A 26837-nucleotide genomic window follows, 5' to 3' on the forward strand; every position below is an offset into this window, starting at 1 on the left:
GTGGCTCTTTACATCCTCAGACGGATCCTGCAGGCAATCCCGGTGTTCTTCGGCGCCACCCTGCTGATCTATTTCATGGTCTTCGCGATGCCCGGCGATCCGATCGCGGCATTGTTCGGAGATCGTCAGCCCAACCCGGCTCTGCTTGAGAGGCTGCGCGCGCAGTACCATCTCGACGAGCCGTTCATCGTGCAGTACTTCTATTACATCGCCGGTATCTTCCGGCTCGACTTCGGCACCAGCTTCTCAGGACAGCCGGTCGCTGATGTGCTCGCTCGCACCTTCCCCGTGACACTGCGCCTCGCCGTGATGGCCGTCGGCATCGCCTTCGTGCTCGCCATCGTGATCGGACTGTTCTCGGCGCTCAACAAGGGCCGCTTCTTCGACAACTCGATGCTCGTCGTGGCACTGATCTTCGTCGCCCTGCCGATCTTCGTGCTCGCCTTCCTGGCGCAGTACTTCTTGGCCGTGCAACTGGGCTGGTTCAAACCGACGGTGGGCGCGAACAATGACTGGGGCGATCTCTGGTTGCCGGCGATCGTGCTGGGACTCAGCGTGTATGCGACCAGCATGCGGCTGACCCGCGCCTCGACGATCGAGACCCTCGGTCAGGATTGGGTACGCACGGCGTACAGCAAGGGGCTGCCGCGCCGACGCGTCATCCCCGTGCATGTGCTGCGCAACTCACTGATCCCGATGGTCACCGACCTGGGCACCGTGTTCGGCGTGCTGATGGTCGGCGCCACCGTCACCGAGGGCATCTTCAATGTGCCCGGTGTGGGAAACACCCTGTACCAGGCGATCATTCGCGGCGAGAACCCGACAGTGGTGTCGTTCGTCACGGTGTTCGTCGTCGTGTACGTGTTCATCAACATCATCGTGGACCTGATCTACGGCCTGCTCGACCCGAGGATCCGCTATGTCTCGAACTGATTCGACTCCGGAGCACTACGTCGCTCCCGTCGAGACCACCACTGTGCGCGTCGATGCGGTGCGTGTCGACGCCAAGCCCAGCAACCTGTGGCTCGACGCGTGGCGCGACCTTCGGCGCAGGCCGATCTTCTGGATCTCGGCGGCCTTCGTGCTGCTGGTGATCGTCGTGTCGCTGTGGCCGTCACTGTTCACGAACGTGGCGCCGAACAACGGCTGCCAGCTCGCCGACAGCAACGGCGGGCCCGAACCGGGGCACCCTCTGGGATTCACCCGGTTGGGGTGCGACGTCTACTCGCGCATCATCTGGGGCACCCGCACCTCGCTCGTGGTCGGCGTGCTGGCGACCCTGATCGGCACGGTCATCGGCGTGGTGATGGGAGCGTTCGCCGGGTTCTACGGCGGGTGGCTCGACTCGTTCCTCTCGCGCGTCGGCGACATCTTCTTCACGATCCCCTACATCATCGCGGCGATCGTGGTGATGTCGGTGATCCCGGTGCGCAACGAGTTCGTCCTGGCCTTCGCCATCGGTGGATTCGCGTGGGCCTCGACAGCGCGCATCATGCGCGCCGAGATTCTGCGCGTGAAACAGGCAGACTTCGTGATGGGTGCCGAGGCCGTGGGTATGTCGCGGTTCAAGACGCTGCTCGTGCATGTATTGCCGAACGCCATGGCCCCGGTCATCGTGGTCGCGACTCTCGCACTCGCAGGGGCGATCGTCGCCGAGTCGGTGCTGTCGTTCCTCGGTGTCGGCCTCGGCGGCAGCACGATGTCGTGGGGAAATGACATCAGCCAGGCGCAGACCAGCATCCGCACCGCGCCCATGGCGCTGTTCTGGCCGTCGCTGGCTCTGACCCTGACGGTGCTGGCGTTCATCACCCTCGGCGAGCTGCTGCGCGACGCCGTCGATCCGAAGGCGAGGGCACAGCGATGAGCGAACCTCTTCTCAGCATCCGCGACCTCAAGGTCGCCTTCCGCAGCGGCAAGAAGACGCGCCAGGTGCTGCACGGTGTCAGCTTCGACGTGATGGCGGGGGAGACCCTGGCGATCGTCGGCGAGTCCGGCTCGGGCAAATCGACGACGGCCGCGGCCATCATCGACCTGCTGCCGGGAACCGGTGAGGTCACGGGCGGCAGCATCACCCTCGACGGGCGTGAGCTGACCACGGCCGATCGTCGTCAGATGGAGCGCATCCGTGGTCGTGAGATCGGCTACGTGCCCCAGGACCCGATGTCGAACCTCAACCCCGTGTGGTCGATCGGCTTCCAGGTCAAAGAGGCCGTGCGGGCCAACGGGCTGGCGCAGGGCAAGAAGCAGGTGCACGACCGTGCGGTCGAGGTTCTGCAGCAGGCGGGCCTGGCCGACGCGGCCAAGCGCATGCATCAGTTCCCGCATCAGTTCTCGGGCGGTATGCGCCAGCGCGCGTTGATCGGCATCGGGCTCGCAGCTGATCCCAAGCTGCTGATCGCCGACGAGCCCACCAGCGCTCTCGACGTCACCGTGCAGCGGGTGATCCTCGATCACCTTGCCTCGCTCACCAGCGAGCGTGGCACTTCGGTGCTGCTCATCACACACGACCTGGGACTGGCCGCGGAGCGCGCCGACCGGATCATCGTGATGAACCAGGGCGAGATCGTCGAGGCCGGTCCGAGTGTCGAGATCCTCACCAACCCGAGGCATCCGTACACACAGCGTCTCGTCGCTGCGGCCCCGAGTCTGGCGTCGAAGCGCATCGGCAGCAGCACTCGTGCGGCCGAGTCCGTGGCGCCTGCGGATGACGCTCCGGCCGTCGTCGAGGTGCGCGGGCTCGTGAAGGACTACTCGATTCGCACCGGTGGGTTGCGTCACGAGCAGTTCCGGGCGGTCGACGATGTGTCGTTCAGCATCCCGCGGGGCAAGACCCTTGCGCTGGTGGGCGAGTCCGGTTCGGGCAAGTCGACCGTGGCGAAGATGCTGCTGCAACTGGAGAACCCCACCGATGGCGAGATCGTCATCGACGGCAATCCGACGAGCACGCTGTCGCGCGCCGAGGTGTTCGCACTGCGTCGCCGCATGCAGCCGGTGTTCCAGGATCCGTACGGCTCCCTCGATCCGCTGCGCAGCATCGGCAGTCTCATCACCGAGCCGTTGCACGTGCACCGCATTGGATCGAAGGACGAGCAGCACAAGCGTGCGCTCGAGTTGCTCGACCAGGTCGCGTTGCCGCAGGAGCTCGCATCGCGCTACCCGAACGAGTTGTCGGGCGGTCAGCGCCAGCGTGTGTCTATCGCACGGGCTCTGGCTCTCAAGCCCGACATCGTCGTGCTCGATGAGGCCGTCTCGGCGCTGGATGTGCTGGTACAGGATCAGATTCTGAACCTGCTCTCAGACCTGCAGCAGGAGCTCGGGCTGACGTACCTGTTCATCACGCACGACCTGGCCGTGGTGCGCGTCGCCGCCGACCTGGTGTGCGTGATGGAGAAGGGGCGCATCGTCGAGCAGGGCACCGTCGATGACATCTTCTCGGCACCCCAGGAGGAGTACACCAGGCGACTGCTCGACGCGATCCCCGGGGCGTCGCTGACCCTCGGTGGTGGCGCGGCGTGACGACGGAGAACGACAGATGAGTCGCACGCGGCCGCCGCGGACGTTCCGACGCTCCGGGAGCATGCTGCTTCTGGTGCTGACATCCGTGGTGGCCGCGTTGCTGCTCGTCGACGCGGCCGTGCGGTCGGGCCTTGCGAACACGTTGCTGCTCGCCCCCTGGCCGTTGCTCGTGGTGTGGTGCGTGTACGTGGTCGGGTTGGCCTCGGACGTGCGTGCCGATGAGCGGGGAGTGCAGGTGCAGAACCTGTTGCGTCGCATCGAGATCCCGTGGAGTCGGGTGCAGCGCATCGCGATGCGCTGGCAGCTTGAGATCACTCTTGTCGATGACGCCGTCGTGTCGTGCTTCGGCGGTCCCTCGCGCACGCGCGCGCGGCGCCTTGCGCCGGGACGTGTCAAGGAAGAGGGCGTTGCCGAGACCGACGATGGCATGGCCGCGATGAAGCGGTTGCGTGCGGATGCCGCCGGCTCGGTCGACGCGGATGCACGAGTGCAGCGCACCTGGGACTGGCCCGCGCTCACTGCGCTCGCGGTTCTTGTGGTCTGGGCCGCCGTCGCGGTGGCCGTCACCCGCTGACGATCGGCGCTGTGGGGCGTCAGCCGGGCAGTCCGAACAGGGACGGCCAGTTCGCTGCCGCCCAGGGGTAGCCCACGAACACGGTCGCGTCGATCAGGAAGTGCGCCACCAGGAACGGCAGCAACCTGCCGGTGCGGGCGAACAGCCAGCCGAACAGCAGGCCCATGGCGAAGTTGCCGATGAACGCACCTGGCCCCTGATACAGGTGATAGGTGGCGCGCAGCAGGCTGGTGGCGACGATGATCGGCCATGGTCCCCATCCCAGTTGGCGCAGGCGCGCGAAGAGATAGCCCAGCACCACGAACTCCTCTTGAATCGAAGCGCGTGCCGCTGACAGCAACAGGATGGGGACGGTCCACCAGTGCGCGTCGAGTCCGGCGGGGTCGACGGCGACGAACCAGCCGAGCGTCCGACTGAGCAGGTAGAGGCCGAGCCCCGGGATGCCGATGGCGAGGACGAGCAGGGCGCCGCGGCCGATGTCGCGGCCGGGGCGGGTGCCGTCCAGTCCGAGATCATCGAGGTGCGGCGTACGCGGTTGCCAGAGCAGATAGCAGACGAGCAGTACGGGAACGATGCCGAAGCCGATGGAGAGCAGCTGATAGATGAGGTCGAAGTACTCGCGGTCGCTGCGAGAGGGGTTGAGCGTCGCGGTCTGATCGCCGAGCGGCGTCTCGTCGGTGAGGCGGTAGGCCAGCTGAACCACGGCGTACACCGCCGACTGCCCGAGCCCGAGCGCGAGCACGATTCCGATCTCCCACCAGATCCGTGCCCGACTCATCCCACCGATGCTAGTGCTCGGCACAGCGCGGGTACACGGTCAGCGGGCGGTCAGCGGCCGTGCGTTATTCTGTAACGTCACTTCGTCTCGCTGAGGCTCGCTCAGTACAAGCGGCACATCCATCACATCCCACCCCGCTTAGGAACCTCAATGGCGCACGCCCTCCGCTCTGATCTCCGAAACGTCGCGATCGTCGCACACGTCGATCACGGCAAGACCACGCTCGTTGACGCGATGCTCCGCCAGACGGGCTCCTTCGGCGAACATGCCCACGTCGACGAGCGTGCCATGGACTCCGGTGATCTTGAGCGTGAGAAGGGCATCACGATCCTCGCGAAGAACACCGCGATCACCTACAACGGTGCTCACACCGACGTGCCGGTGACGATCAACGTCATCGACACCCCCGGTCACGCCGACTTCGGTGGCGAGGTCGAGCGCGGCCTGTCAATGGTCGACGGCGTCGTGCTGCTGGTCGACTCGTCCGAGGGGCCGCTGCCGCAGACCCGCTTCGTGCTGCGCAAGGCGCTCGAGGCGAAGCTGCCGGTCATCCTGCTGGTGAACAAGACCGACCGCCCCGACGCGCGCATCGTCGAGGTCGAGGCCGAGGCACAGGACCTGCTGCTGGGTCTGGCATCCGATCTCGTCGACGACGTTCCCGACCTCGACGTCGACGCACTGCTCGACGTGCCCGTCGTCTACGCATCGGGTCGTGCTGGCGCTGCATCGCTCAACCGTCCCGCCAACGGTGACCTGCCCGACAACGACGACCTCGAGCCGCTGTTCGAGGCGATCCTCAAGCACATCCCCGCTCCGTCGTACGACGACGAGGCGCCGCTGCAGGCCTGGGTCACCAACCTCGACTCCAGCCCGTTCCTGGGCCGCCTCGCGTTGCTGCGCGTGTTCAACGGCACGCTGAAGAAGGGGCAGACGGTCGCCTGGGTGCGTGCCGACGGCACCATGGCCAATGCGCGTATCACCGAGCTGCTGATGACCCGTGCGCTGGAGCGCTACCCGGCCGAGTCGGCGGGCCCCGGTGACATCGTCGCGATCGCCGGCTTCGAGGACATCACCATCGGTGAGACGATCGCCGATCCCGACGACGTGCGCGCGCTGCCGCAGATCCATGTCGATGACCCCGCGATCTCGATGACCATCGGTACGAACACCTCGCCGCTGGTCGGCAAGGTGCGCGGCCACAAGCTCACCGCCCGCATGGTGAAGGACCGCCTCGACCGCGAGCTGATCGGTAACGTCTCGCTGAAGGTCGTCGACATCGGGCGCCCGGATGCCTGGGAGGTCCAGGGCCGCGGCGAGCTGGCGCTGGCGATCCTCGTCGAGAACATGCGACGCGAGGGCTTCGAACTCACGGTCGGCAAGCCCCAGGTGGTTACCAAGAAGATCGACGGCAAGACGCATGAGCCGTTCGAGCACCTCACCATCGATGCCCCCGAGGAGTACCTCGGCGCGATCACCCAGTTGCTGGCGAACCGCAAGGGCCGCATGGAGGGCATGACCAACCACGGCACCGGTTGGGTGCGCATGGAGTTCGTCGTACCGGCCCGTGGTCTGATCGGGTTCCGCACCGAGTTCATGACCACGACGCGCGGCACCGGTATCGCCAACAGCATCTCGCACGGCTACGAGCCCTGGGCCGGCCTGATCACCACGCGTCAGAACGGCTCGATCGTGGCTGACCGTTCGGGTGTCGTCACACCGTTCGCCATGATCGCCCTGCAGGAGCGCATGTCGTTCTTCGTCAAGCCGACGCAGGAGGTCTACGAGGGCATGGTCATCGGCGAGAACTCGCGTAGCGACGACATGGATGTGAACATCACCAAGGAGAAGAAGCTCACCAACATGCGTTCGGCGACCGCCGACTCGTTCGAGTCGATGACGCCGCCGCGTGAGCTGTCTCTGGAAGAGAGCCTCGAGTTCGCGCGCGACGACGAATGTGTCGAGGTGACCCCCGAGGTCGTGCGTATCCGCAAGGTGAACCTCGATCAGACCACCCGTGCGCGTGAGGCCTCCCGCCTCAAGCGCCAGGACGCCAACGCGTAAGTCGCGACAGCTCTCGAAGGCCCCGCACGCCGTATCCGGCATGCGGGGCCTTCGCGCTGTGCGAACGTCCGCCGCCACTAAAGTAACGAACCCATAACACATCTTCCCTTGAGGCTGCGGTGCGGATTCTCGGGCGGTGGTCAAGGATTGTCCAGGTGAGGGCAGGGTTTCGTCCAGGTGGGTTCGTCAGACTCGTCTCTCGTGCCCGGGCGTTCGCTCCCGATGAGCAGCCCCCAGCGGGTCCGGGCCGACGGCGACCCGAAAGTCGAACCCATGCCCCACCTTCAGATCAGCCGCGCGTCCCGTCGGGCCGCCGCCACAGCCTCTGCCCCGTCGACGAAGCGCCGCCCGATGAGCTGGCTCGCCGCGGGAGCCGCGATCCTCGCCGGTGTCGCCGCCGGAATCGTCTACGCGCCGGCCGCGCTCGGCGCCGTGCCGAGCGAGACGGCGCTGGAAGAGGCGGCGGATGCTGTCGAAGACGGCAAGCTCGCGCTCGTCAATGCGCAGGCACTGAACACGGTCGTGCTCGCCTCTGAGGTGCAGCCGGGATCCGTGGCGACGGCGGTGGACTTCGTCGAGCTGCGCAGCAACGTCAACACGCTGTCCGACACCGACGGTCTGTCCGCGGACCGTGTCGCCGAGCTCACTGCGGCGGTCGACCGCGAAGCGGATGCTGTACAGGGGCGCACCTCTGCTCTGCAGAATGCGCTCGCGACGGCGAAGGAGATGAAGGTCGCCGAGGATGCCCGGCTCAAGGCCGAGGCCGAACGTATCGCCGCGGAGAAGGCGGCGAAGAAGGCAGCCGAAGACGCCCGTCGTGCCGCTGAGGCGCAGGCGGCCGCCAATACGCCGGATGGCGCGAAGGCGACGGCACGAGCGATGGCCGCCGAGCGCTATGGCTGGGGCGAGGGAGAGTTCTCGTGCCTGGTCTCGCTGTGGACCAAGGAATCCGGCTGGGACTACCAGGCGTACAACCCCAACGGTGGTGCCACCGGCATCCCGCAGTCACTCCCGGGCGACAAGATGGCCACTGCAGGCAGCGACTGGCGTACCAACGCGACCACCCAGATCTCGTGGGGGCTGGACTACATCCAGCGCGCGTATGGCTCTCCCTGTGCCGCGTGGGGGCATTCGCAGGCCGTCAACTGGTACTGACGTCGATCGCCGCGCGTCAGCGCAGCTCGGACACCAGTACGGCGCTCGTGCCGGGAAGGTGCGCCTCGAAGACGTGCGCTGCGTCGCCGGCGTATGAGAGGTAGTCGCCGGGATGCATGAGCACGGGCGCCTCGGTCGGGCCGATCAGTGCTTCACCGCTGATCAGGATGACGTGTTCGGTGGTGCCGACGTGGTGGGGGAGCGAACGGCGTGGTTCGCCGGGCTCTGCCTGGATGAGGTAGATGTCGCGGCGGGTGCCGGGGGCCGCGGCTGACAGCAGCGTCGCCAGATACGGGGCTGCGGCGGAAGGGACGCCGGCGTGATCGCCCAGGCGGATCAGACGCGGTGCTGTCGTGCGCTCCTCGACCAGTGTCGCGAACGGCACGCCGAGGGCATCGCCGATGGCCCACAGCGTCTCGACGCTCGGGTTGCCGGAGCCGCTCTCCAATTGCGAGATTGTCGCCTTTGATACGCCGGCGCGTCGCGCCAGCTCCGACACCGACAGCTCGGCTGCCTCGCGTTCGCGGCGCAGGGAGTGGGCGAGTCGTTCGCGCAGGTCCATCTGTTCAGTATGTCAAACGTTCGTTCGGTTTGACTGAATCACGCGCATCGTTCAGAATGATGGGCATGCGTTCAACGGATCGAACACCGGCGGTCATCGATGATCGCGCGGCCGCGCGTGAAGTGTGGCGCGAAGGGCTGGGCGTGGCCATCGCGACCAGCGCCTACGGCATCTCATTCGGCGCGCTCGCCGTCGCCTCCGGTCTTGATGTCTGGCAGACCTGCGTGCTGAGCCTGGTGATGTTCACCGGCGGATCGCAGTACGCCTTCATCGGCGTCTTCAGCGCCGGCGGGATGGCGGCCCTGCCATCAGCCGTCGCGTCGGCCGCGCTTCTCGGCGTGCGCAACATCGCCTACGGCATGCGCATGTCGCCGATCATCGGCGAGGGCTTCTGGCGCCGCACGGCGGCTGCGCAGTTGACCATCGACGAGTCCACCGCCGTCGCGATCTCGCAGGGCTCGACACGACTGCGCAGGCTCGGGTTCTGGATCACCGGACTCGGCGTCTTCATCGGGTGGAACCTGACGACCCTCGCCGGAGCGCTGTTGGGCGACGTGCTCGGCGACCCGAAGGCCTGGGGGCTCGATGCGGCCGCCGCGGCAGCCTTCCTGGCGCTGCTGTGGCCGCGACTGAAGCAGCGACAGGCGATCGCCGTCGGCGTCGCCGCCGCCGTCGTGGCGGGCTCGCTCACCCCTTTTCTCATGCCCGGACTGCCGGTGCTGGTGGCCGCCGTCGTTGCGATCATCGTCGGGTGGTTCAACTGGTTCAGCCGCGAAGATGATCGGACCCCGTCCGAGGAGGTCACGGCATGAGCGTCTGGAGCGCGGTACTGCTCGCCGCATGCATCTGCGTGGGTTTGAAAGCGTTCGGCTATCTGATCCCCGCGCGCGTCCTCGAGGCACCGCGCCCGGCGCGTATCTCGGACCTGCTCACCGTGGCGCTGTTGTCAGCCCTCGTCGCCGTGCAATCGTTGGGCGCGGGGCAGGCCGTGGTGGTGGATGCCAGGCTGCCGGCCGTGCTGGTCGCCGCGGGGCTGCTGTGGATGCGTCAGTCGTTCATCGTCGTCGTCGCGGCCGCCGCCGCCGTGGCGGCACTGCTGCGTATGCTCGGCTGGGCGGCCTGACGGTAGCGTCCGACGTTCCGACGCGCAGGTGCTCGCAGCCCGCGGGCGACTAGGGTTGAGCTGTGCGCAGCATCTTCTCCCGTGGCCTGTCCTGGCTGGCAGCAGCCCTCGTCGGCGCCGTTTACGGCGTCGCGGCCACCATCGCGCACAGCTTCATGCTCGGCCCCGTACCGGTCGGGATGATCGTCGGTGCCATCGGCTGCGCCGCGCTGCTGATCGCCCTGCGCGCGCTGACCGGCGACCGTTGGGCCGCGCTCGCCGCTGGGCTCGGCATGATGGCGCTGATCCTGATCATCTCGCAACGCGGGCCCGGGGGATCGGTCGTCGTGCCGAATACGCCGCTGGGCAACATCTGGATGTACGTCGCGTCGGGGATCGTCCTGCTCACGGTGATGTGGCCGGACACGAGTCGGTTGCGCGCGCTCTCGTCATCGATGTCGACATCGACGACGCCGCGCACACCCGAGTCCTGACCGCCGCCCCGGGGCGCCCTGCGCCGCGGGGGTCGTAGACTGATCATGTGACGTACGTGATCGCCCTTCCCTGTGTCGATGTCAAGGACCGCGCCTGCGTCGACGAATGCCCCGTGGACTGCATCTACGAAGGGGATCGGATGCTGTATATCCACCCCGACGAGTGCGTGGACTGCGGCGCCTGCGAGCCGGTCTGCCCCGTCGAGGCGATCTACTACGAGGACGACCTGCCCGAGGAATGGGCCGATTACTACAAGGCGAACGTCGAGTTCTTCAACGAGATCGGCTCGCCCGGCGGTGCCGCGAAGGTCGGCGTCTACGACTTCGACCACCCCGTGGTCTCCGTGCTCCCCCCGCAGGGGGAGTAGGTGAGCGTCCGCGACCTCGCCGACTACCCGTGGGACGCCGTCGTCCCGTACCGTGAGCGCGCATCCCAGCATCCCGACGGACTCGTCGACCTCTCGATCGGCTCGCCGGTCGACCCGACGCCGGAAGTGATCCGCGCGGCGCTCGCCGAGGCGACCGACGCGCACGCGTACCCGCAGACCACCGGAACGCCCAGCGTGCGCCAAGCGATCGTCGACTGGTACGCCCGGCGACGCGGCGTGCCCGACCTGCGTGAAGCGAATGTGCTGCCCACGATCGGGTCGAAAGAACTCGTCGCCCTGCTTCCGACCCTGCTCGGGCTCGGTGAAGGCGACGTCGTCGTGCATCCGCGAGTGGCGTATCCGACGTACGCCGTCGGTGCGACGGTCGCCGGCGCGACGCCCGTCGCCGCGGACGACCCGGCCGAATGGCCAGAGGGCTCCAAGCTGATCTGGATCAACACTCCGGGCAACCCCGACGGGCGCACCTGGACGCTCGACGAGCTCCGCGTCGCAGTGAAGCGCGCCCGTGAACTCGGCGCCGTGCTCGCGAGTGACGAGTGCTACGCCGAACTCGGGTGGGACGGCCCCTGGCGACACGAGCCGATCCCGTCGGTTCTCGACCCACGGGTCACCGGTGGCACGCGATCAGACCTCCTGAGCGTGTACTCGCTGAGCAAGCAGTCTAACCTCGCCGGCTATCGTGCGGCATTCATCGCGGGCTGTGCACGCGTCGTCGGCGGCATTCTCACGGCGCGCAAGCACCTGGGACTCATGCCGCCAGCGCCCGTGCAGCACGCCATGGCCGTTGCCCTGGGCGATGACGCGCATGTCGCCGCCCAGAAAGTGCTCTACCGGCAACGCCGCGACGCGCTCGTACCGGCTCTGGAGGCCGCGGGATTCCGCATCGACGGCTCCGAAGCGGGACTGTACCTCTGGGCGACCGAGGGACGCGACGCCTGGGAATCGATGGGGCGGCTTGCAGAGCTCGGCATCCTGGCAGGCCCCGGGCACTTCTACGGTGCGCACTCGGCACAGCACGTGCGCCTCTCGCTGACCGCACCGTCGGAGCGCGTGCAGCAGGCCGCGGCGCGGTTGACGACATCCGCCTGAGGCTTTGTGTGGATCGCGCGCAAGCTGCGCTGATCTTTTGGTGGATGTCACAGTAGGCCGAACGCACGGCTAGGCTGTAAAAGCGATGTGAATGTGCGGAGCCCGCGGCCTCGTGTCGGTGCCCCGTGGCCATCGCCCCATGACGATACTGATTCAGCAGGAGGTTGGCGTGAGCGCAGCTCAGCCCGAGAAGGCGACTCTCTCGATCGGCGACACGACGGCGGAGTTCCCCCTGTTGCGCGCAACCAGCGGAATCGACAGCATCGATTTCTCGACGCTGACCCGCCAGACCGGGTACACCGGCCTCGACTACGGATTCGTCAACACCGCCTCGACCAAGTCGGCCGTCACCTACATCGACGGCGACAAGGGCATCCTGCGCTACCGCGGATACCCGATCGAGCAGGTCGCGAAGAACTGCTCGTACCTTGAGGTCGCCTGGTTGCTCATCTACGGCGAACTGCCCACACCCTCGGAACTCGCCGACTTCGACGAGCGCATCCGCCGGCACACGCTGCTGCACGAAGATCTCAAGCGCTTCTTCTCGGCGCTGCCTCACACGGCGCATCCGATGTCGGTGCTCTCGTCGGCCGTCGCGGCACTGTCGACCTACTACGAGGGGCAGACCGACCCGAACAACCCCGAGCACGTCGAGCTGAACATGGTGCGCATGCTCGCCAAGCTGCCGGTGATCGCCGCGTACGCGCACAAGAAGAGCGTCGGGCAGGCCTTCCTGTACCCCGACAACTCGCTGAGCTTCGTCGACAACTTCCTCAAGCTGAACTTCGGTGTGCTCTCTGAGCCGTACGAGGTCAACCCGGTGATGTCGAAGGCACTCGAGCTGCTGCTGATCCTGCACGAGGACCACGAGCAGAACGCCTCGACCTCGACCGTGCGCCTGGTCGGTTCCACCGGTGCCAACCAGTTCGCCTCGGTCTCGGCCGGTATTCAGGCGCTGTCGGGCCCGCTGCACGGCGGAGCCAACGAGGCCGTTCTCACCATGCTCGGCCAGATCCGCGAATCGGGTCAGAGCGTGCAGCGTTTCGTCGAGCGCGTGAAGAACAAAGAAGAGGGCGTCAAGCTCATGGGCTTCGGCCACCGGGTCTACAAGAACTACGACCCGCGCGCGAAGCTCGTCAAGGAGGCCGCGGACGAGGTGCTCGCATCGCTCGGCGTCAACGATCCGCTGCTCGACCTCGCCAAGGAGCTCGAAGAGATCGCCCTCGCCGACGACTACTTCAAGGAGCGTCGCCTGTACCCGAACGTCGATTTCTACACCGGCGTCATCTACAAGGCCATGGGCTTCCCGACCCGCATGTTCACGGTGCTCTTCGCCATCGGTCGTCTGCCCGGTTGGCTGGCGCAGTGGCGCGAGCTCAACCTCGACCCGCAGAACAAGATCGGCCGCCCGCAGCAGCTGTACATCGGTTCGCCGGAGCGCACCTTCCCGACGCGCTGATCCGCGTCGTCACGCTCTGCCCCTGCCTCGGACGGCGGGGGCTTTGTGTTTTCCGGCTCCCGTAGCAAAAGGTCCCGCTTGCCGGCGCGGCAAGCGGGACCCAGCGGGGCAGTCGTCAGCGACCCTGGGGGCGGCTGACGCGCCGGGAGCCCTGCGGGCGTCCGGACCCTGCGGTCGGGCCACCGTGGGCCGGGCGGGACGAACCGCTCTGCTGCGCGCGCTCGGCGCGAGGAGCGTGCTGTCCGCGTGCAGCCTGATCGCGCGGAGCCTGACGCTCACCCCGAGGCTGCGGGGACGGGTTCTGCGCGCGCTGACCCTCGCCGCGCTGACCCTCGCCGCGCTGGCCGCGGGCGCCGCCCGTCGACGCGCTGTTCTGTGCACCAGCCTGCGCACCGGCCTGGGCGCCGCTACGTCCGCGGCGGCGTCGCGACGAACGGCCTGCGGCCTGTTCGCCGGTCGCGGTGCCGGCCCCCGTCTGGGCGTTGCTCTTCTTCTTGCCCTGCGGCTGCTTGGGCTGCGGCGGAGCGGGCTTGACGTGCGGTGCGCGCTCGCACACCAGCTCGGCGACGGCGTCTGCGGTCGCCGGCTCGGGGGCGACCTTGATGCCTGCCTTGCGCAGCAGGTCGTTCACATCGCGGCGCTGCTCGGGCAGCATCAGCGTGACGACGGTGCCCGCGGCACCGGCGCGCGCGGTGCGGCCCGAGCGGTGCAGGTACGCCTTGTGCTCGACGGGCGGGTCGACGTGCACCACGAGCTCGACGTCGTCAACGTGCACACCGCGGGCGGCGACGTCGGTTGCCACCAGCACCCGCACGCCACCGGCGGAGGGGTCGGCACCGAAGGCTGCGAGGTTGCGCTCACGGGCGTTCTGGCCCAGGTTGCCGTGCAGATCAACGGAGGGAATGCCCGCCGCGGTGAGCTGCTTGGCGAGCTTCTTCGCGTGATGCTTGGTGCGGGTGAACAGGATGCGGCGGCCAAGGCCCGAGGCCAGATCCTGCACGAGCGCCTTCTTCGCGTCGGCGTCGGCGGCCACGAGCACGCGGTGAGTCATCTCGCCGACCGGCACGCTCGCCTCGTCGACCTCGTGGCTGACGGGGTTGTGCAGGAAGCGCTTGGCCAGTGCGTCGATGCCGCGGTCGAGGGTCGCGCTGAACAGCAGGCGCTGCCCGTTCTTCGGGGTCGCTGCGAGGATGCGGGTGACTCCGGGGAGGAAGCCGAGGTCGGCCATGTGATCGGCCTCGTCGAGCACGGCGATCTCGACGGCATCCAGCGAGACGACGCCCTGCTTCATCAGGTCCTCGAGCCGGCCGGGGCAAGCCACGACGATGTCGACGCCGCCGCGCATCGCCTGCTCCTGCGGGCGCTGGCTGACGCCACCGAAGATGGTGGTGACGCGCATGCCGGTGGCCGCGGCGAGCGGGGTGATGGTCGCGGCGATCTGCGTTGCGAGCTCGCGGGTGGGGGCGAGCACGAGGCCGCGCGGGTGCCCCGGACGGCGCCGCGTCTCTGATTCTGCCAGGCGAGCGACCAGCGGCAGGGCGAAGGCGATGGTCTTGCCGCTGCCGGTGCGGCCGCGGCCGAGCAGATCGCGCCCGGCCAGGGAATCGGGCAGCGTGTCGCGCTGAATGGCGAACGCCTCGGTCTTGCCGTCGGCCGCGAGAACGTTCGCGAGAGCGGCGGGCACGCCGAGTTCGAGGAAGGTAGGCATAGGAGAACTCCAGGAGGCACGCGAGAGCGTGCGGAAGGTCGAGGGTGGGCGACGGCGCAGGCGTGCGCATCGTTTCGCCGTGCGAAAGGCCGGTCGGATGCCGGTAGGGGAGCGTGATGCTCGCTGTCAGTCTTCGCAGACTCCGTGTCGACGACGCATCGCCCGCTGAGCGGACGACCTGTCAAGTCTAGCAACACCGCGTCGAGAGACCCGACGTGCGCTCACAGCTTGCCGCCTCACAACCAGCCGCGACGCACGGCAGCGACGCCGAGCTGCAGACGTGTGTCGACATCGGCCCGGTCCATCAGCTCGCGCACCCGGCGTTGCACGGTGCGCACCGAGCTGCCCATGCGTAGCCCGATCGCGCGATCGGTCAGTCCCGCATCCATCAGGGCGAGAACTTCGCGCTCCTCGGCATCAAGGTCCACTTCTTCGATATCGCCGGTGTCGCGGGTGATCAGGTGTGATGAGGCCTGCCAGGTGCGCTCGAACAGTGAGAGGGCGAGTCCGACCAGTCCTCCGGCGTGCAGCAGCAGGGCGCCGCTGGACTGGTCTTCGCCGTCCGCCGCCGAGGGCACCATGGCGATCGTGCGGTCGACGATGAGCATGCGCGTGGGGAGCGAGCCGGCGACGCGCACGTCGAGACCACCCTCGATGGCACCGCGCACGGCGTCGAGCATGCCGGGTGCTTCCAGGCGTGTGCGTTCGAGAACGTACCGATACCGGATGCCGCGCTGATGCGCGAGCTCCTCCTCGACGTTCTGTTCGCGGTCGATCGCGACGATGTCGCCCTTGACGAACAGCAGCACCTCGCTGCGTGCGCTGCGTTGCAATTGGTTGAAACGGTGCCCGACGGCCTCGCTGCCGCGCACGATGTCTACGACGTCGGCCTCGCCCGTGCCGGCGTTGCGGTACAGCTGCTCCAGCGCGAGCATCTCTGCCTGTGCCTGTCGGAGGCGGTCCTCGTGGTCGAGGATCAGGCCGCCGAGGGCAACGTCGGGCGGTGCGGCGATGAGGCGGCCCGGCGCCGGACCTTCTCGCGCGACCAGCCCGCGCGTCGTGAGCGCGTCGATCGCCGAGCCGACCTGTGCGTCGCGCAGGCCGAGTTCGATCGCGAGGTCGGCGGCAGAGAGCGCGCGGTGACGCACGAGGTGCTCGTAGATGCGGTGTTCGACGATGCCGAGACCCAGCACGTCCAGTCCCATCATGTCCTCCACTCTCGCGGCTCGGACGTGGCCCCGTCGACGCCGGAGGGCGACGAGAAATGGCCATGTCGTATATGCGCCACCATACGCCCATTCATGAGTGGCACTGTTGTGCCAGACACCCGTTCACTCCCGAGGAGAGTCACCCATGTCCCCCCGCCCCCACACCCGCCGCCACATCGGCGCGGCAGCCGTCGCGGCGACGGCGATGATCGGCACAATGCTCGTGCCGTCGTCAGCGTTCGCCGCGCAGCCGGATGCCTCCGATGTGCTCACCGCCACGACGTCATCCCAACGGCACGCGCTCGCTGCATCCGTGCGACTCGAGCGCCCCGATGAGATCCGGATCGCCGACGGCGTCGACCTGGAATCCGCCGAGGTCGCGGACTTCGTCGTCGTACTGCACCAGCCCGCACCGGCCACCGCTCGAGCGCTCGCCAAGATCGACGGCGAGAAGCTCTCGGCGGCCGACGCGAAGCGCGCCGTTGCCGCCTCGCAGAAGCGTCTGCGCGCCCACGCACAGGGCAACGGCATCAAGGTCGTTCGCAGCTACGACCAGGCGATCAACGCCGTGGTCGTGCGTGCCAAGGGCACCGACGTCCGCGCGCTGCTCGCCTCATCCGACGTCGCGTCGGTGTGGCCGAATCAGACGTTCACTGTCGATCTTCCCGAGGCGGATGCCGAGGCCGGAGTCACGGGTGGGGGCGCGACGTACGACGAGGTCGCCGCGCTGCGCGCCGAGGGGATCGATGGCGACGGTATCAAGGTCGGTGTGCTCGATACCGGCATCGACTACCGGCACCCGGCGCTCGCCGACGCCTACCGCGGGGGCTATGACGCCGTCGACGATGACGACGACCCGATGGAAACCACGTACGACGACTGGAAGGGCTCCGGCCGCCCCGAGAAGGTGCGCGGCGCCACCTACTACACCAGTCACGGCACGCATGTGGCGGGCATCATCGCCGGCCAGGACAAGACCTTCGGCGGCCGCAGCGCCTACGGAGTGGCGCCGGACGTCGACCTGTACGCCTATCGCGTGCTCGGCCCCTACGGCGGCGGCACCACCGAAGACATCCTCGAGGGCATGGAGCACGCGCTCGCCGACGGCATGGACATCGTGAACATGTCGCTCGGCGGCTCGTACAACGACCACCGCTCCCCGCTGAGCATCGCCGCTGACAACCTCACCCTGGCCGGCGTCACCACCGTCATTGCAGCGGGCAACGATGGTGAGGGCGGAGCAGCGACGCTCGGCTCTCCCGGTAGCTCGGCGCTCGCCCTCACCGTCGGCGCGAACGACAGCCCGCTCACGCTCGCCACCACCGACGCGACCGTGGGCTCAGCCGTCGCCGGACTGCGCGTGATCGCGCAGAAGCGCGATGATGCCTCGGTCACCGACCTCGCCGGGCTCACGGTCGCACTGGTCGACGTCGGTGACGGCAAGCCCGCCGGCTACAGCGGAAAGGACGTCAAGGGCAAGATCGTCCTCATCCAGCGCGGTGCGATCACGTTCAACGACATGGTCGCCAACGCACGCAACCGCGGTGCCGCCGGTGCGATCGTCGTCAACAACCGCGCCGAAGGGCCCATCGATGTGTACCTCGGCGAGAACGACGGGTACGTTCCGACGTTCGGCACGACGGCAGACGCAGGCGAAGCGGTGCGCAGCGCGCTGGTCGACGGAGTCGGAGAGGTCACCTTTGGCGAGTTCGACACGGTGACGACCGAGGCCGACCGCCTGGCGGGCTTCAGCTCGAGGGGACCGGCCAACGGCACCACCGACATCAAACCCGAGATCACCGCTCCCGGCGTCTCGGTCATGTCGACCGTCCCGACCTGGGACGTCGACCCGAAGGCCGACATCCCCTACAGCGAGGCGTACGGCCGCAAGTCGGGCACGTCGATGGCGACGCCGTTCGTCGCGGGGCTCGCCGCACTCATGCTGCAGGCCGACTCCGAGCTGTCTCCTGCCGACGTCAAGACGCGTCTGATGAACACCGCCGATGATCTTCGCGATGACAGCGGCGTGTTCGAATCGGGAGCCGGCCAGGTGGATCCGCGGCAGGCCGTTGCCAGCACGGTCGACGTGCAGGTGGTCGATGAGCTGTGGATGCCGGCACAGCGCGGCGTCAAGGCGATCGACGACATCACCGGAGCGCTGTCGCTGGGGATGGCACCCGCCACGGCGAGGAGCACGATCAGCCGCACGATCGAGGTCACCAACCACGGCTCGCGCACGCAGACGTACGAACTGTCGTACGACACCGCGCACGGTGCCGGCACCGGCGACATCGTCGCCTCGGGCATCCGCGTCGACGTTCCGTCGTCGGTCAAGGTCGGGGCAGGGAAGACGAAGAAGGTCACGGTGACCGTGGAGGTGCCCGCCGGCGTTGAGGACGGCACCTACGGGGCATTCGTCCTCGTGACCGTCCCCGACGACGACGAGCCGCTGCGCCTGCCGCTCGGCTTGCGCGTCGACGACGCCGAGATCTCGGACTTCACGATGATCAAGCCGGTGATGACGACCGTTGCCGACTCGTACGACCCCGCCGCGAAGTTCTCGCTGGGTGTGGCAACGCCGTCTCGTACGCTCGATCTCTTCCTCGTGGACGCCGACAGCGGCGCCGACATCGGCTACGTCGGCGGGATCGACCCGTCGCTGATGAAGGACGGACTGCGCTACGGACCGTTCGCCTGGTACGGCGACTACCTGCCGCTGACAGGTGACAAGGACTTCCCGATCTCGCACAAGATCGCCACGGTCGCGCCCGGGTTGCACACGCTGCGTGCTGTCGGCAGCGACGACAACGGTGCCGAGTTCTCGCGAACGGTCGACTTCTACGTCGATGTCACGGCGCCGCAGTTCACCGCCGCCTACGAGACCGACTCGGTGCACGAGTTCACTCAGGGACAGTCGAGCTTCCCGCTGACGGGTTCGCTCGTCGACGGTGACGTCGAGACGATCCGTGCGGCGGGCATCGACATCGACCAGAGCGACAACAGCATCCAGCTGTTCTCGGCCCAGATCATGCCCTACAAGTCGATCGCCCCGGCCGCTGACGGTGGCTTCTCGACGGACATCGGATTGCTGCCGAGCGCGGTGCAGTCGCACCGGTTCCTCGGCGTCGATGCGGCCGGCAACATCGGCGGACGCATCCAGACGATGTGGTTCAAGGACACGCAGGCGTACGTGCTCGGCGATGCTGACAAGACGTCGGCACGCGTCGGCGACACCGTGACGATGTCGTTCACCACGCACAATGCGAGTGACTTCGGCGAGATGCGATTCGAAGCATACTTCCAGCCCCGTGACACGACGAACATCCGTCCGGTCGCGCAGGACGCGTTCGCCGACTACGGGAGGATCGCCGGCGAGATGACCGTGACTGAGACGAGCTCGGGCGTCAGCAAGCTCAGCGTGCCGATCGTGTTCGACGGCCCGAAGGAGTACACCGGTGATGACCTTCCGCTGATCGACATGGTGTTCGAGGTGGCCGACACGGTCGCCGCCGAGACGACCGGATTCGCGACGGTCAGCACCTACGTGAAGACCACCGGCGGCGCCGGCGTGCAGATGCAGCGTGCGTTCGATCAGGTCGCGGCCGTGGCTCCGACCGGCCTTGCCAGCGGCGGATTCTTCGCCCAGGGGCTGCTGACCGATGCGGGCGCCCCCGACCGCGACCTCGACCACTCGACCGTGGGTGCCGAGGCCACGCTGACGGCATCCGACGGCACGACGCGCTCGATGACCATCGGCGCGAGCGGATCGGTTGAGGCTGGTGGCGTTCCACTGCGCGACCAGCCGTGGCGGATGACGATCACACTGCCGGGGCACTTCACGTGGTACCAGCCGCTGGCGCTGTCGACGAAGGACAGCGACGGCGGGCTCGCCGGCCGAACCGCGACCTTCACCGCCTCGATGGTCGCCGGTGATGTCAACGGCGACGACGCCGTCGACATTCTCGACGCCATCGCCATCCGCGATGCGCGGGGAACCGACGCGCGTGCCGCCGACGTCGACTTCAGTGGCACGGTGGATGCCGACGATCTCGCCTATGTCGAGATGAACTACCTCGTGCGCAACCCCACCGCCGACACGGTTCCGACTCCGAAGAGCAAGCACAAGGGCATCACGCTCGACGAGGTGCTCGCGTCGTTCGCGGACTGACTCGCGTCCTGAAGCAAGACAGCAACGGCGCCGTCGGGAACTCTCCCGGCGGCGCCGTTGCGGTGTGTTCGGTCTCGAAGAACCCGTGCGCTCAGGCGTGCAGCGCGTCGTTCAGCGTGACGCCGTGACCGGTGCGCGCCTTCGCCTCGATCGCGCCGGTGACCGAGTTGCGCCAGAACAGGACGCCGGGGCGCCCCGACAACTCGGTCGCCTTGACGGTCGGGCGCGTGCCGTCGGCGGTGCGTGGCGCGTCGCTGAGCACCACCTTCGATCCGGCAGTGACATACAGCCCCGCCTCGACCACGCTGTCGTCGCCGAGCGAGATGCCGATGCCGGCGTTGGCGCCGAGCAGGGCCCGCTCGCCGATCGACACCCGGTGGCTGCCGCCGCCCGACAGCGTGCCCATGATCGAGGCACCCGCGCCGATGTCGCTGTTCGCCCCGACGACGACGCCCTGCGAGATACGCCCCTCGACCATCGCCGGCCCGAGGGTGCCGGCGTTGAAGTTCACGAAACCCTCGTGCATCACGGTCGTCCCCGGCGACAGGTGCGCGCCCAGGCGCACGCGCGACGCGTCGGCGATGCGCACACCCTCGGGCTGCACGTAGTCGGTCAGCCGGGGGAACTTGTCGAGGCCCTGTACCTGCAGGCCGTGGCGCAGCAGCATCGGGCGCAGGCGGGCAGCGTCCTGGGGCAGCATCGGGCCGCCGTTCGTCCACGCGTTCGTCGGAAGGTGAGCGAAAATGCCTTCAAGATTGATCTCGTTCGGACGCACCAGCAGATGCGAGAGCGCGTGCAGACGCAGATACGCGTCCGGTGTAGAGGCGACCGGAGCGTCGAGATCGATCGACAGACGCACGATCTCGGTGCGCACGGCGCGGCGCTCGTCGGCTCCGGCGTACGACTCGAGTGCGGGGTCGTCGTCGGCATCCGACTCGCCGAGACCGACGCGGGCGAACCACGCGTCGAGCACGGTGTCGGGTGCGGCGGACTCCGCCGTCGTGATCGTCGCCAGACCGATGCCCCATACGCTGCTCATCCTTCTACGGTAACGCGCGCTCGCCGCGGCAGCGCGCGCGTTCGCACCGGCGGCGCGCGGTGTGCGTCGATAGGCTGGAGCGCATGGTGCTCGATCTGACCGCATCCGCCGCCGACCTCACTCGCGCGCTGTGCGACATCCCCAGCGTGTCCGGCGGTGAGAAACCGCTCGCCGACGAGATCGAGACGGCGGTATCGCGTTGCGCCCACCTCGAGGTGAGTAGGCACGGCAACACGGTCGTCGCCCGCACGAACCTCCAACGCCCGCAGCGGGTGGTCATCGCCGGCCATATCGACACCGTGCCGATCAACGGCAACGTCCCCACGCGCGACGTCGTCATCGACGGCGAGGCGTACATTCACGGGCGCGGCACGGTCGACATGAAAGCGGGAGTGGCCGTACAGCTCAAGCTCGCCGCGGAGCTCGTCGATCCCGGTGTCGACATCACGTGGATGTGGTACGACAACGAAGAGGTGGATGAGTCGCAGAACGGCCTGTTCCTGCTGTCGGCAGCGCGTCCTGACCTGTTCGCCGCCGATTTCGCCATCCTCGGCGAACCGTCGGACGGGCGGGTCGAGGGCGGGTGCAACGGCACCCTGCGCGCCATCGTGCGCACGCACGGTGTGCGCGCCCACAGCGCGCGTTCGTGGGTGGGCGAGAACGCCATCCACGGGGCCGCTCCGATTCTCGCGCGGCTGGCCGAGTACCGCGCGCGCACGATCGACGTCGACGGGCTGTCGTACCGCGAAGGGCTGAGCGCCGTCGGTATCCGCGGCGGGATCGCCGGGAACGTCATCCCCGATCTCTGCGAGGTCGAGGTCAACTACCGCTTCGCCCCGAACAAGAGCATCGACGACGCGCAAGCGCATGTACGCAGCGCTTTCGACGGATTCGAGGTGGAGTTCACGGATGCTGCCGCCGGCGCGCGTCCTGGGCTGGACGCTCCGATCGCCCAGCGCTTCCTCGCCGCCGTCGGGGGAGAGGCTCACGCCAAGTACGGCTGGACCGATGTGGCGCGCTTCTCGGCGATGGGCGTCCCCGCCGTCAACTACGGTCCCGGGGATCCTCACCTGGCCCACCACGATGAGGAGCGTGTGCCGGTCGCGCAGATCGACGACGTCGAGCGCGGGCTGCGGGCGTGGCTGAGCGGGTTCTGACCGCCGGCGGGCGCGGCGGATCGTCGGCGCTGCGCGCCTGGCAGCGGATGCCGGTGGTCGGCCGCATCGCGATCATCTATCTGTGCGCGCGACTGGTCACCACTGGCCTGCTGATGCTGGCATCGAGCCTGTCGTCATCGTCGTCGAGGTTCGGCATCCAACCCACGCTCGGCGAGTACGTGCTCGGGTGGGACGCGCAGTGGTACTGGTGGGTGGCCGAGAACGGCTACCCGTCGACGTTGCCGCTGACCCCGTCGGGTGAGGTCACCGAGAACGCCTGGGCGTTCATGCCGGTCTACGCCTATCTCGCGAAGTTCGTCGGGTTGGGTGACTGGGGCGTCGGCGCCCTGTTGATCTCGCTGACCGCTGGTTTCTTCGCCTGCCTCGCGCTGTATCGCCTGCTCCGACGACGGATCGGGGTGACGGCGGCGCTGTGGGCGGTCGCGTTCTTCGCGAACGGTCCGCTCGCGGCACTGTTCCAGGTCGGCTACGCCGAGTCGCTCTTCCTCATGCTGTTGCTGATCGCGATCGACCTGGTCTCCCGGCACCGATACGCGTGGGTGTATCTGCTGATTCCGGTCATGGGGTTCACACGCCCCGGCATCCTCGCCTTCGCGCTGTTCCTCGGGCTGCACGGCATCGCGCGCTGGGTGCGTCGCACCAGCGAGCCGCTTCCCGTGCGCGACATGGTGCATATCGTCGCGCTCGGCGCGCTGGCCACGGTCGTCGGATTCAGCTGGCAGGTGATCGCCGGTGTCGTGACCCGAGACCCGGGCGCCTACCTGAAGACCGAGCTGTCGTGGCGCCGCAACTGGTTGGAAGACCCGAACCCGCACTTCCTTCCCTTCGAGGGGTTCGTGCGCGGTGCGGAGTTCTGGGCGCAGCAGTGGGGGATGCCGGCGTGGATGGGCTGGATCCTTCTGCTCGCGCTCGTCGCGGGGGCGGCATGGATGCTGTTGCGCGCGCGGGCCGTACGACGATTGGGCATCGATATCCGGCTGTGGAGCGCCAGCTACCTGCTGTATCTGCTGGCCGTGTTCTTCCCTCAGTCGAGTACGTTCCGCCTGCTGGTTCCACTGGTGCCGCTCGCGGGAGCACTGGGCGTGCCGAAATCGCGGATCTACCGGTGGGGAGTGCTGCTGTTGTGCCTGGTTCTTCAGGCACTGTGGATCCTCGCAATGTACGGCTCAGCGCAGACGTACTGGCAGGTGCCCTAGCGTCATACCGCGATATATCGTGTGGTTACGCGCGTAGGACCCCATCCATACCGATAAAGTGGTCTCATACCACCGAGGAAAGGGAGCCACGATGGCAGCGATGAAGCCGAGGACCGGCGACGGACCGATGGAGGCCGTGAAGGAAGGGCGACTCATCATCGTGCGGGTTCCGCTTGAAGGCGGCGGCCGTCTGGTCGTCTCCGTGAACGACGATGAAGCGAAGGAGCTTCACGACGTGCTGGCTGCCGTTGTGAAAGCGGCCTGACAACAACGCACAGAAGAAGGGCGATGGAGGATTCCATCGCCCTTCTTCGCGTCTTCGCTCTTGTTCGTGTCTTCGATCTTCTTCGTGGCTGGGGGCGCGCTCCGGTATCAGTCGGCGACTCGCGCCAGCTGCAGCAGTCCTTCGCCGGTCGTCGACAGCGCGGCGATCACCGCCTGAGACTCCTGGGTCTCCTGGATGAGCGAGCGGTAGGCCGTCGTGACCGCATCGCGCTGCACAGGATCGGCGACTTTGCCTCCGGCGAGCACACGGGGGATCAGTACGAGCCCGCCGGTGCGCACCAGGCGCAGGCCGTGGGCCACATACTCGATGACGTTCTCGGGGTCGGCGTCGACGAGCACGATGTCGTAGGCGCCCTCGTTCATGCGGGGGAGCACATCAGCGGCACGACCGGTGATGAACCGCGTGCGCGACGGTGGCACCTTCGCCTCGGCGAGACACTGGCGTGCGACGCCCAGGTGCTCGGGCTCGTTGTCGATCGTGGTCAGCACCGCTTGGGGAGCGCCACGCAGCAGCCACAGGCCGGAGACACCGGCGCCGGTACCGATCTCGACGATGGAGCGGGCTCCGACCGCAGCGGCCAGCACGGCGCACTGGGCGCCGACGCCGGGACTGATCGGGGTGGCGCCGAGCTCGACGCCGTGCGCGCGGGCGCGGGCGATCGCCGACGGCTCCACGATGGTTTCGCGGGCGAATCGGGCGTTCGCGTCGTGCTCGCTCATGGTGCTTCTCCTGGAAAAACGGGTTACTGACAGCGTAGGCGCACCCGGTGGCTCAGAACGGGAGGCGCGGCGGGTAGCCTGGTGTGATGAATTGGGGCCTGGACATGGACAAGCTGCTGTTGATCGGCCTTGTCGCTGTGCTCATCATCGGCCCGGAGCGGCTGCCGAAGGCCGCCGAGGCGTTCTCGAAGTTCGTGCGGCGCGCGGGCGAGTATCTGCGTGACACCCGCAGCAAGATGCGCGACGAGCTGGGGCCCGAGATCGACGAGGTCGACTGGCGCAAGCTCGATCCGCGGCAGTACGACCCGCGCAGGATCATCCGCGATGCGCTGATCGAAGAGCCCGACTTCGAGCAGAAGCCGTCACCGGCGGCGACCCCGGCCACGAGCAATCCCTTTACGAGCGACCCCACGGCGCCGGCGCGTCCGCCGATGACACGCACCGCGTTCTCACGAGCAACGCCGCCCCCGTTCGACGCCGAAGCCACCTGATCCGACCGGTGCGCGCGTCGGCCGGCCGGCTCAGTTCAGAGTCAGAGGCAATGGGCGACCGGCAAGACCGCGACCGTTGCGTGCGATGTCACGGGCGAGGGAGCTGATGGCCTGCGCGGCCACGTCGTCGGGCTGATCAAGGACGACGGGAACGCCCACGTCGCCCCCGTGCCGCAGCGTCGGGCTGAGCGGGATGGATGCCAGGAGCGGAACATCCGCGGCATCCGCATCTGCGCTGAGCGCGGCAGCGACCTGCGCGCCGCCGCCCGCACCGAACAGATCGAGCACGGTGCCGTCGGGGAGGGTGAATCCCGACATGTTCTCGACGACGCCGATCACGCGCTGGCCCGTCTGGCGGGCGACCAGTCCCGAGCGGATCGCGACGTCGGACGCAGCCGGCTGCGGTGTTGTGACGACCAGAACCTCGGCGTGCGGCAGAAGCTGCCCGATCGAGATGGCGACGTCGCCCGTCCCCGGGGGCATATCGATCAGCAGCACATCGAGGTCGCCGAAGAACACGTCGGTGAGGAACTGCTGCACGGTGCGGTGCAGCATCGGCCCGCGCCATGCGACGGCCCCCTCGCCTTCGCGCAGGAACATACCGATTGAGACGGTCTTCACATCGTGCGCCACCGGCGGGAGCATCAGATCGTCGATGCGCGTCGGCTGCGTGCCCGGTGCGATGCCCAGCAAGCCCGGGATGGAGAAGCCGTGCACGTCCGCATCCACCAGTCCCACGCGCAACCCCTGCCGGGCGAGCGAGACGGCGAGGTTGGCGGTGAGGGTCGACTTGCCGACGCCGCCCTTTCCGCTGGAGACGAGGATCACTCGGGTCAGTGAGTCGGGACCGAACGGCATCTGCCGGGCCGGGCGGCCCTCGCGGAGCTTCTCGGTCAGCGCACGGCGCTCGTCAGGTGTCATGACACCGACCTCGACCGTGACCTGGGCGATGCCCGCAACGGACGCTGCCGCATCGTGCACGTCTTTCTCGATGCGCGCGGCGGCAGGGCATCCCACGATGGTGAGCACGATGCCCACGCGTGCGGTCTCGCCTTCGACGGTGATGTCGCGCACCATGTCGAGGTCGCCGATCGGGCGGCGCAGCTCGGGGTCGCTGACGGCGGCGACGGCGGTGCGCACGCGGTCAGCGAGCGTCATCTGTCTTCTCCTCGTCCTGCAGTTCGGCCAGCATGGCCTTCAGCTCGTGTCTCAGCACGTCGCGGGTCACCGTCTGCGAGCTGCGCTCCTCGAGGGCGAGTCGCAGGGCCACGATCTCGCGGGCCAGGTACTCGGTGTCGGCGAGGTTGCGCTCGGCGCGTTGCCGATCCTGTTCGATCTGCACGCGGTCGCGGTCATCCTGCCGGTTCTGCGCGAGCAGGATCAGCGGCGCCGCATACGAGGCCTGCAAGGACAGCATGAGGGTGAGCGCTGTGAAGCCCAGCGCCGCGTCGTCGAAGCGCACGGGCTCGGGCATGACCGTGTTCCATGTGATCCACGCCGCGCAGAACAGCGTGAGGATGACCAGGAACGCCGGGGTACCCATGGCGCGGGCGACCCACTCGGTGAACCGGCCGAACCTGTCACGCGATGGGGCGGGCATGCGCCCGGTGGAGCGGCCGCCGGAGCGGTTGCGGGGCGTGTCCAGGCGAGGGGAGCGGGCCATCA

At 68.0% G+C, this 26837-nt stretch carries 25 protein-coding genes; 17 read left to right on the top strand and 8 right to left on the bottom strand.

The features are described from left to right. From PTQ19_RS04705 to PTQ19_RS04720, 4 genes are all read left to right on the top strand, one after another. On the top strand, positions 1–933 hold the full coding sequence (locus tag PTQ19_RS04705) for an ABC transporter permease (protein WP_179411363.1): 933 nt from the start codon (positions 1–3) through the stop codon (positions 931–933). Next, a complete protein-coding gene (locus PTQ19_RS04710) occupies positions 920–1864 on the top strand; it encodes an ABC transporter permease (RefSeq protein WP_179411362.1) in 945 nt (314 codons plus the stop codon). Before PTQ19_RS04705 ends, PTQ19_RS04710 begins: the two co-directional genes overlap by 14 nt. After that, on the top strand, positions 1861–3516 hold the full coding sequence (locus PTQ19_RS04715) for an ABC transporter ATP-binding protein (protein WP_274368643.1): 1656 nt from the start codon (positions 1861–1863) through the stop codon (positions 3514–3516). Before PTQ19_RS04710 ends, PTQ19_RS04715 begins: the two co-directional genes overlap by 4 nt. Before the next feature lie 73 nt (positions 3517–3589). Further along, positions 3590–4090 carry a PH domain-containing protein gene (locus PTQ19_RS04720; RefSeq protein WP_274368644.1) on the top strand — a complete coding sequence of 167 codons (501 nt, stop codon included), beginning with the start codon at positions 3590–3592 and terminating at the stop codon, positions 4088–4090. Between the two features lie 19 nt (positions 4091–4109). On the opposite strand, the gene PTQ19_RS04725 is transcribed toward PTQ19_RS04720, so the two are convergent. Continuing rightward, positions 4110–4868: a CPBP family intramembrane glutamic endopeptidase gene (locus tag PTQ19_RS04725; RefSeq protein WP_274368645.1), complete on the bottom strand. Its 759-nt coding sequence runs from the start codon at positions 4866–4868 to the stop codon at positions 4110–4112. Between the two features lie 150 nt (positions 4869–5018). Here PTQ19_RS04725 and typA point away from each other — a divergent pair, with 150 nt between their 5' ends. Beyond that, positions 5019–6929: a translational GTPase TypA gene (gene typA / locus PTQ19_RS04730; RefSeq protein WP_274368646.1), complete on the top strand. Its 1911-nt coding sequence runs from the start codon at positions 5019–5021 to the stop codon at positions 6927–6929. 273 nt (positions 6930–7202) lie between these two features. Continuing rightward, positions 7203–8084: a phospholipase gene (locus tag PTQ19_RS04735; RefSeq protein ID WP_274368647.1), complete on the top strand. Its 882-nt coding sequence runs from the start codon at positions 7203–7205 to the stop codon at positions 8082–8084. Positions 8085–8100: 16 nt separating this feature from the next. Here PTQ19_RS04735 and PTQ19_RS04740 read toward each other — a convergent pair whose 3' ends face one another. After that, the gene (locus PTQ19_RS04740) at positions 8101–8646 is read right to left on the bottom strand and encodes a helix-turn-helix domain-containing protein (RefSeq protein ID WP_274368648.1); all 546 of its coding nucleotides are present in this window, start codon (positions 8644–8646) and stop codon (positions 8101–8103) included. 65 nt (positions 8647–8711) lie between these two features. Between PTQ19_RS04740 and PTQ19_RS04745 the strand changes: the two genes are divergently transcribed. The 6 genes from PTQ19_RS04745 to PTQ19_RS04770 all read left to right on the top strand — a co-directional run bounded on the left by PTQ19_RS04745 (position 8712) and on the right by PTQ19_RS04770 (position 13179). Continuing rightward, the gene (locus PTQ19_RS04745; protein ID WP_206550188.1) at positions 8712–9458 is read left to right on the top strand and encodes an AzlC family ABC transporter permease; all 747 of its coding nucleotides are present in this window, start codon (positions 8712–8714) and stop codon (positions 9456–9458) included. Then, positions 9455–9769 (top strand): AzlD domain-containing protein, encoded by a 315-nt coding sequence (locus PTQ19_RS04750; RefSeq protein ID WP_179411354.1) that lies wholly within the window; start codon positions 9455–9457, stop codon positions 9767–9769. Before PTQ19_RS04745 ends, PTQ19_RS04750 begins: the two co-directional genes overlap by 4 nt. A 62-nt stretch (positions 9770–9831) precedes the next feature. Further along, on the top strand, positions 9832–10242 hold the full coding sequence (locus PTQ19_RS04755; RefSeq protein WP_274368649.1) for a histidinol dehydrogenase: 411 nt from the start codon (positions 9832–9834) through the stop codon (positions 10240–10242). Positions 10243–10289: 47 nt separating this feature from the next. After that, on the top strand, positions 10290–10610 hold the full coding sequence (gene fdxA, locus PTQ19_RS04760) for a ferredoxin (protein WP_179411353.1): 321 nt from the start codon (positions 10290–10292) through the stop codon (positions 10608–10610). Next, complete coding sequence (gene dapC, locus PTQ19_RS04765; protein WP_274368650.1) at positions 10611–11720, top strand: succinyldiaminopimelate transaminase; 1110 nt, start codon at positions 10611–10613, stop codon at positions 11718–11720. 139 nt (positions 11721–11859) lie between these two features. Beyond that, positions 11860–13179: a citrate synthase gene (locus PTQ19_RS04770; protein WP_179411351.1), complete on the top strand. Its 1320-nt coding sequence runs from the start codon at positions 11860–11862 to the stop codon at positions 13177–13179. A gap of 115 nt (positions 13180–13294) precedes the next feature. On the opposite strand, the gene PTQ19_RS04775 is transcribed toward PTQ19_RS04770, so the two are convergent. After that, a complete protein-coding gene (locus PTQ19_RS04775) occupies positions 13295–14887 on the bottom strand; it encodes a DEAD/DEAH box helicase (RefSeq protein WP_274368651.1) in 1593 nt (530 codons plus the stop codon). 236 nt (positions 14888–15123) lie between these two features. Continuing rightward, positions 15124–16095: a helix-turn-helix domain-containing protein gene (locus tag PTQ19_RS04780; RefSeq protein WP_274368652.1), complete on the bottom strand. Its 972-nt coding sequence runs from the start codon at positions 16093–16095 to the stop codon at positions 15124–15126. 145 nt (positions 16096–16240) lie between these two features. On the opposite strand from PTQ19_RS04780, the gene PTQ19_RS04785 reads away from it, so the two are divergent. Then, on the top strand, positions 16241–20263 hold the full coding sequence (locus tag PTQ19_RS04785) for a S8 family serine peptidase (RefSeq protein WP_274368653.1): 4023 nt from the start codon (positions 16241–16243) through the stop codon (positions 20261–20263). 91 nt (positions 20264–20354) lie between these two features. On the opposite strand, the gene PTQ19_RS04790 is transcribed toward PTQ19_RS04785, so the two are convergent. Then, the gene (locus tag PTQ19_RS04790) at positions 20355–21302 is read right to left on the bottom strand and encodes a DapH/DapD/GlmU-related protein (RefSeq protein ID WP_274368654.1); all 948 of its coding nucleotides are present in this window, start codon (positions 21300–21302) and stop codon (positions 20355–20357) included. An 83-nt stretch (positions 21303–21385) separates the two neighbouring features. Between PTQ19_RS04790 and dapE the strand changes: the two genes are divergently transcribed. The 3 genes from dapE to PTQ19_RS04805 all read left to right on the top strand — a co-directional run bounded on the left by dapE (position 21386) and on the right by PTQ19_RS04805 (position 23941). Next, positions 21386–22459 (top strand): succinyl-diaminopimelate desuccinylase, encoded by a 1074-nt coding sequence (gene dapE, locus PTQ19_RS04795; RefSeq protein WP_274368655.1) that lies wholly within the window; start codon positions 21386–21388, stop codon positions 22457–22459. Further along, the gene (locus tag PTQ19_RS04800; RefSeq protein WP_274368656.1) at positions 22441–23676 is read left to right on the top strand and encodes a hypothetical protein; all 1236 of its coding nucleotides are present in this window, start codon (positions 22441–22443) and stop codon (positions 23674–23676) included. The genes dapE and PTQ19_RS04800 overlap by 19 nt, the downstream gene beginning before the upstream one ends. Positions 23677–23767: 91 nt before the next feature. After that, on the top strand, positions 23768–23941 hold the full coding sequence (locus PTQ19_RS04805) for a DUF3117 domain-containing protein (protein ID WP_274368657.1): 174 nt from the start codon (positions 23768–23770) through the stop codon (positions 23939–23941). 107 nt (positions 23942–24048) lie between these two features. Here the strand turns inward: PTQ19_RS04805 and PTQ19_RS04810 are convergent, their stop codons facing one another. Next, positions 24049–24681 carry an O-methyltransferase gene (locus tag PTQ19_RS04810; RefSeq protein ID WP_206550184.1) on the bottom strand — a complete coding sequence of 211 codons (633 nt, stop codon included), beginning with the start codon at positions 24679–24681 and terminating at the stop codon, positions 24049–24051. An 86-nt stretch (positions 24682–24767) separates the two neighbouring features. On the opposite strand from PTQ19_RS04810, the gene PTQ19_RS04815 reads away from it, so the two are divergent. Continuing rightward, positions 24768–25172: a twin-arginine translocase TatA/TatE family subunit gene (locus tag PTQ19_RS04815; RefSeq protein WP_274368658.1), complete on the top strand. Its 405-nt coding sequence runs from the start codon at positions 24768–24770 to the stop codon at positions 25170–25172. A gap of 30 nt (positions 25173–25202) precedes the next feature. Here the strand turns inward: PTQ19_RS04815 and PTQ19_RS04820 are convergent, their stop codons facing one another. Both PTQ19_RS04820 and PTQ19_RS04825 read right to left on the bottom strand, forming a co-directional pair. Continuing rightward, positions 25203–26330, bottom strand: a complete 1128-nt coding sequence (locus PTQ19_RS04820) for an Mrp/NBP35 family ATP-binding protein (protein ID WP_274368659.1) — start codon at positions 26328–26330, stop codon at positions 25203–25205. Beyond that, complete coding sequence (locus PTQ19_RS04825; protein ID WP_179411918.1) at positions 26317–26835, bottom strand: DUF1003 domain-containing protein; 519 nt, start codon at positions 26833–26835, stop codon at positions 26317–26319. Before PTQ19_RS04825 ends, PTQ19_RS04820 begins: the two co-directional genes overlap by 14 nt. Between the last annotated feature and the right edge of the window lie 2 nt (positions 26836–26837).

It is taken from the genome of Microbacterium esteraromaticum, assembly GCF_028747645.1.
In the GTDB taxonomy this organism is placed as follows: domain Bacteria; phylum Actinomycetota; class Actinomycetes; order Actinomycetales; family Microbacteriaceae; genus Microbacterium; species Microbacterium esteraromaticum_C.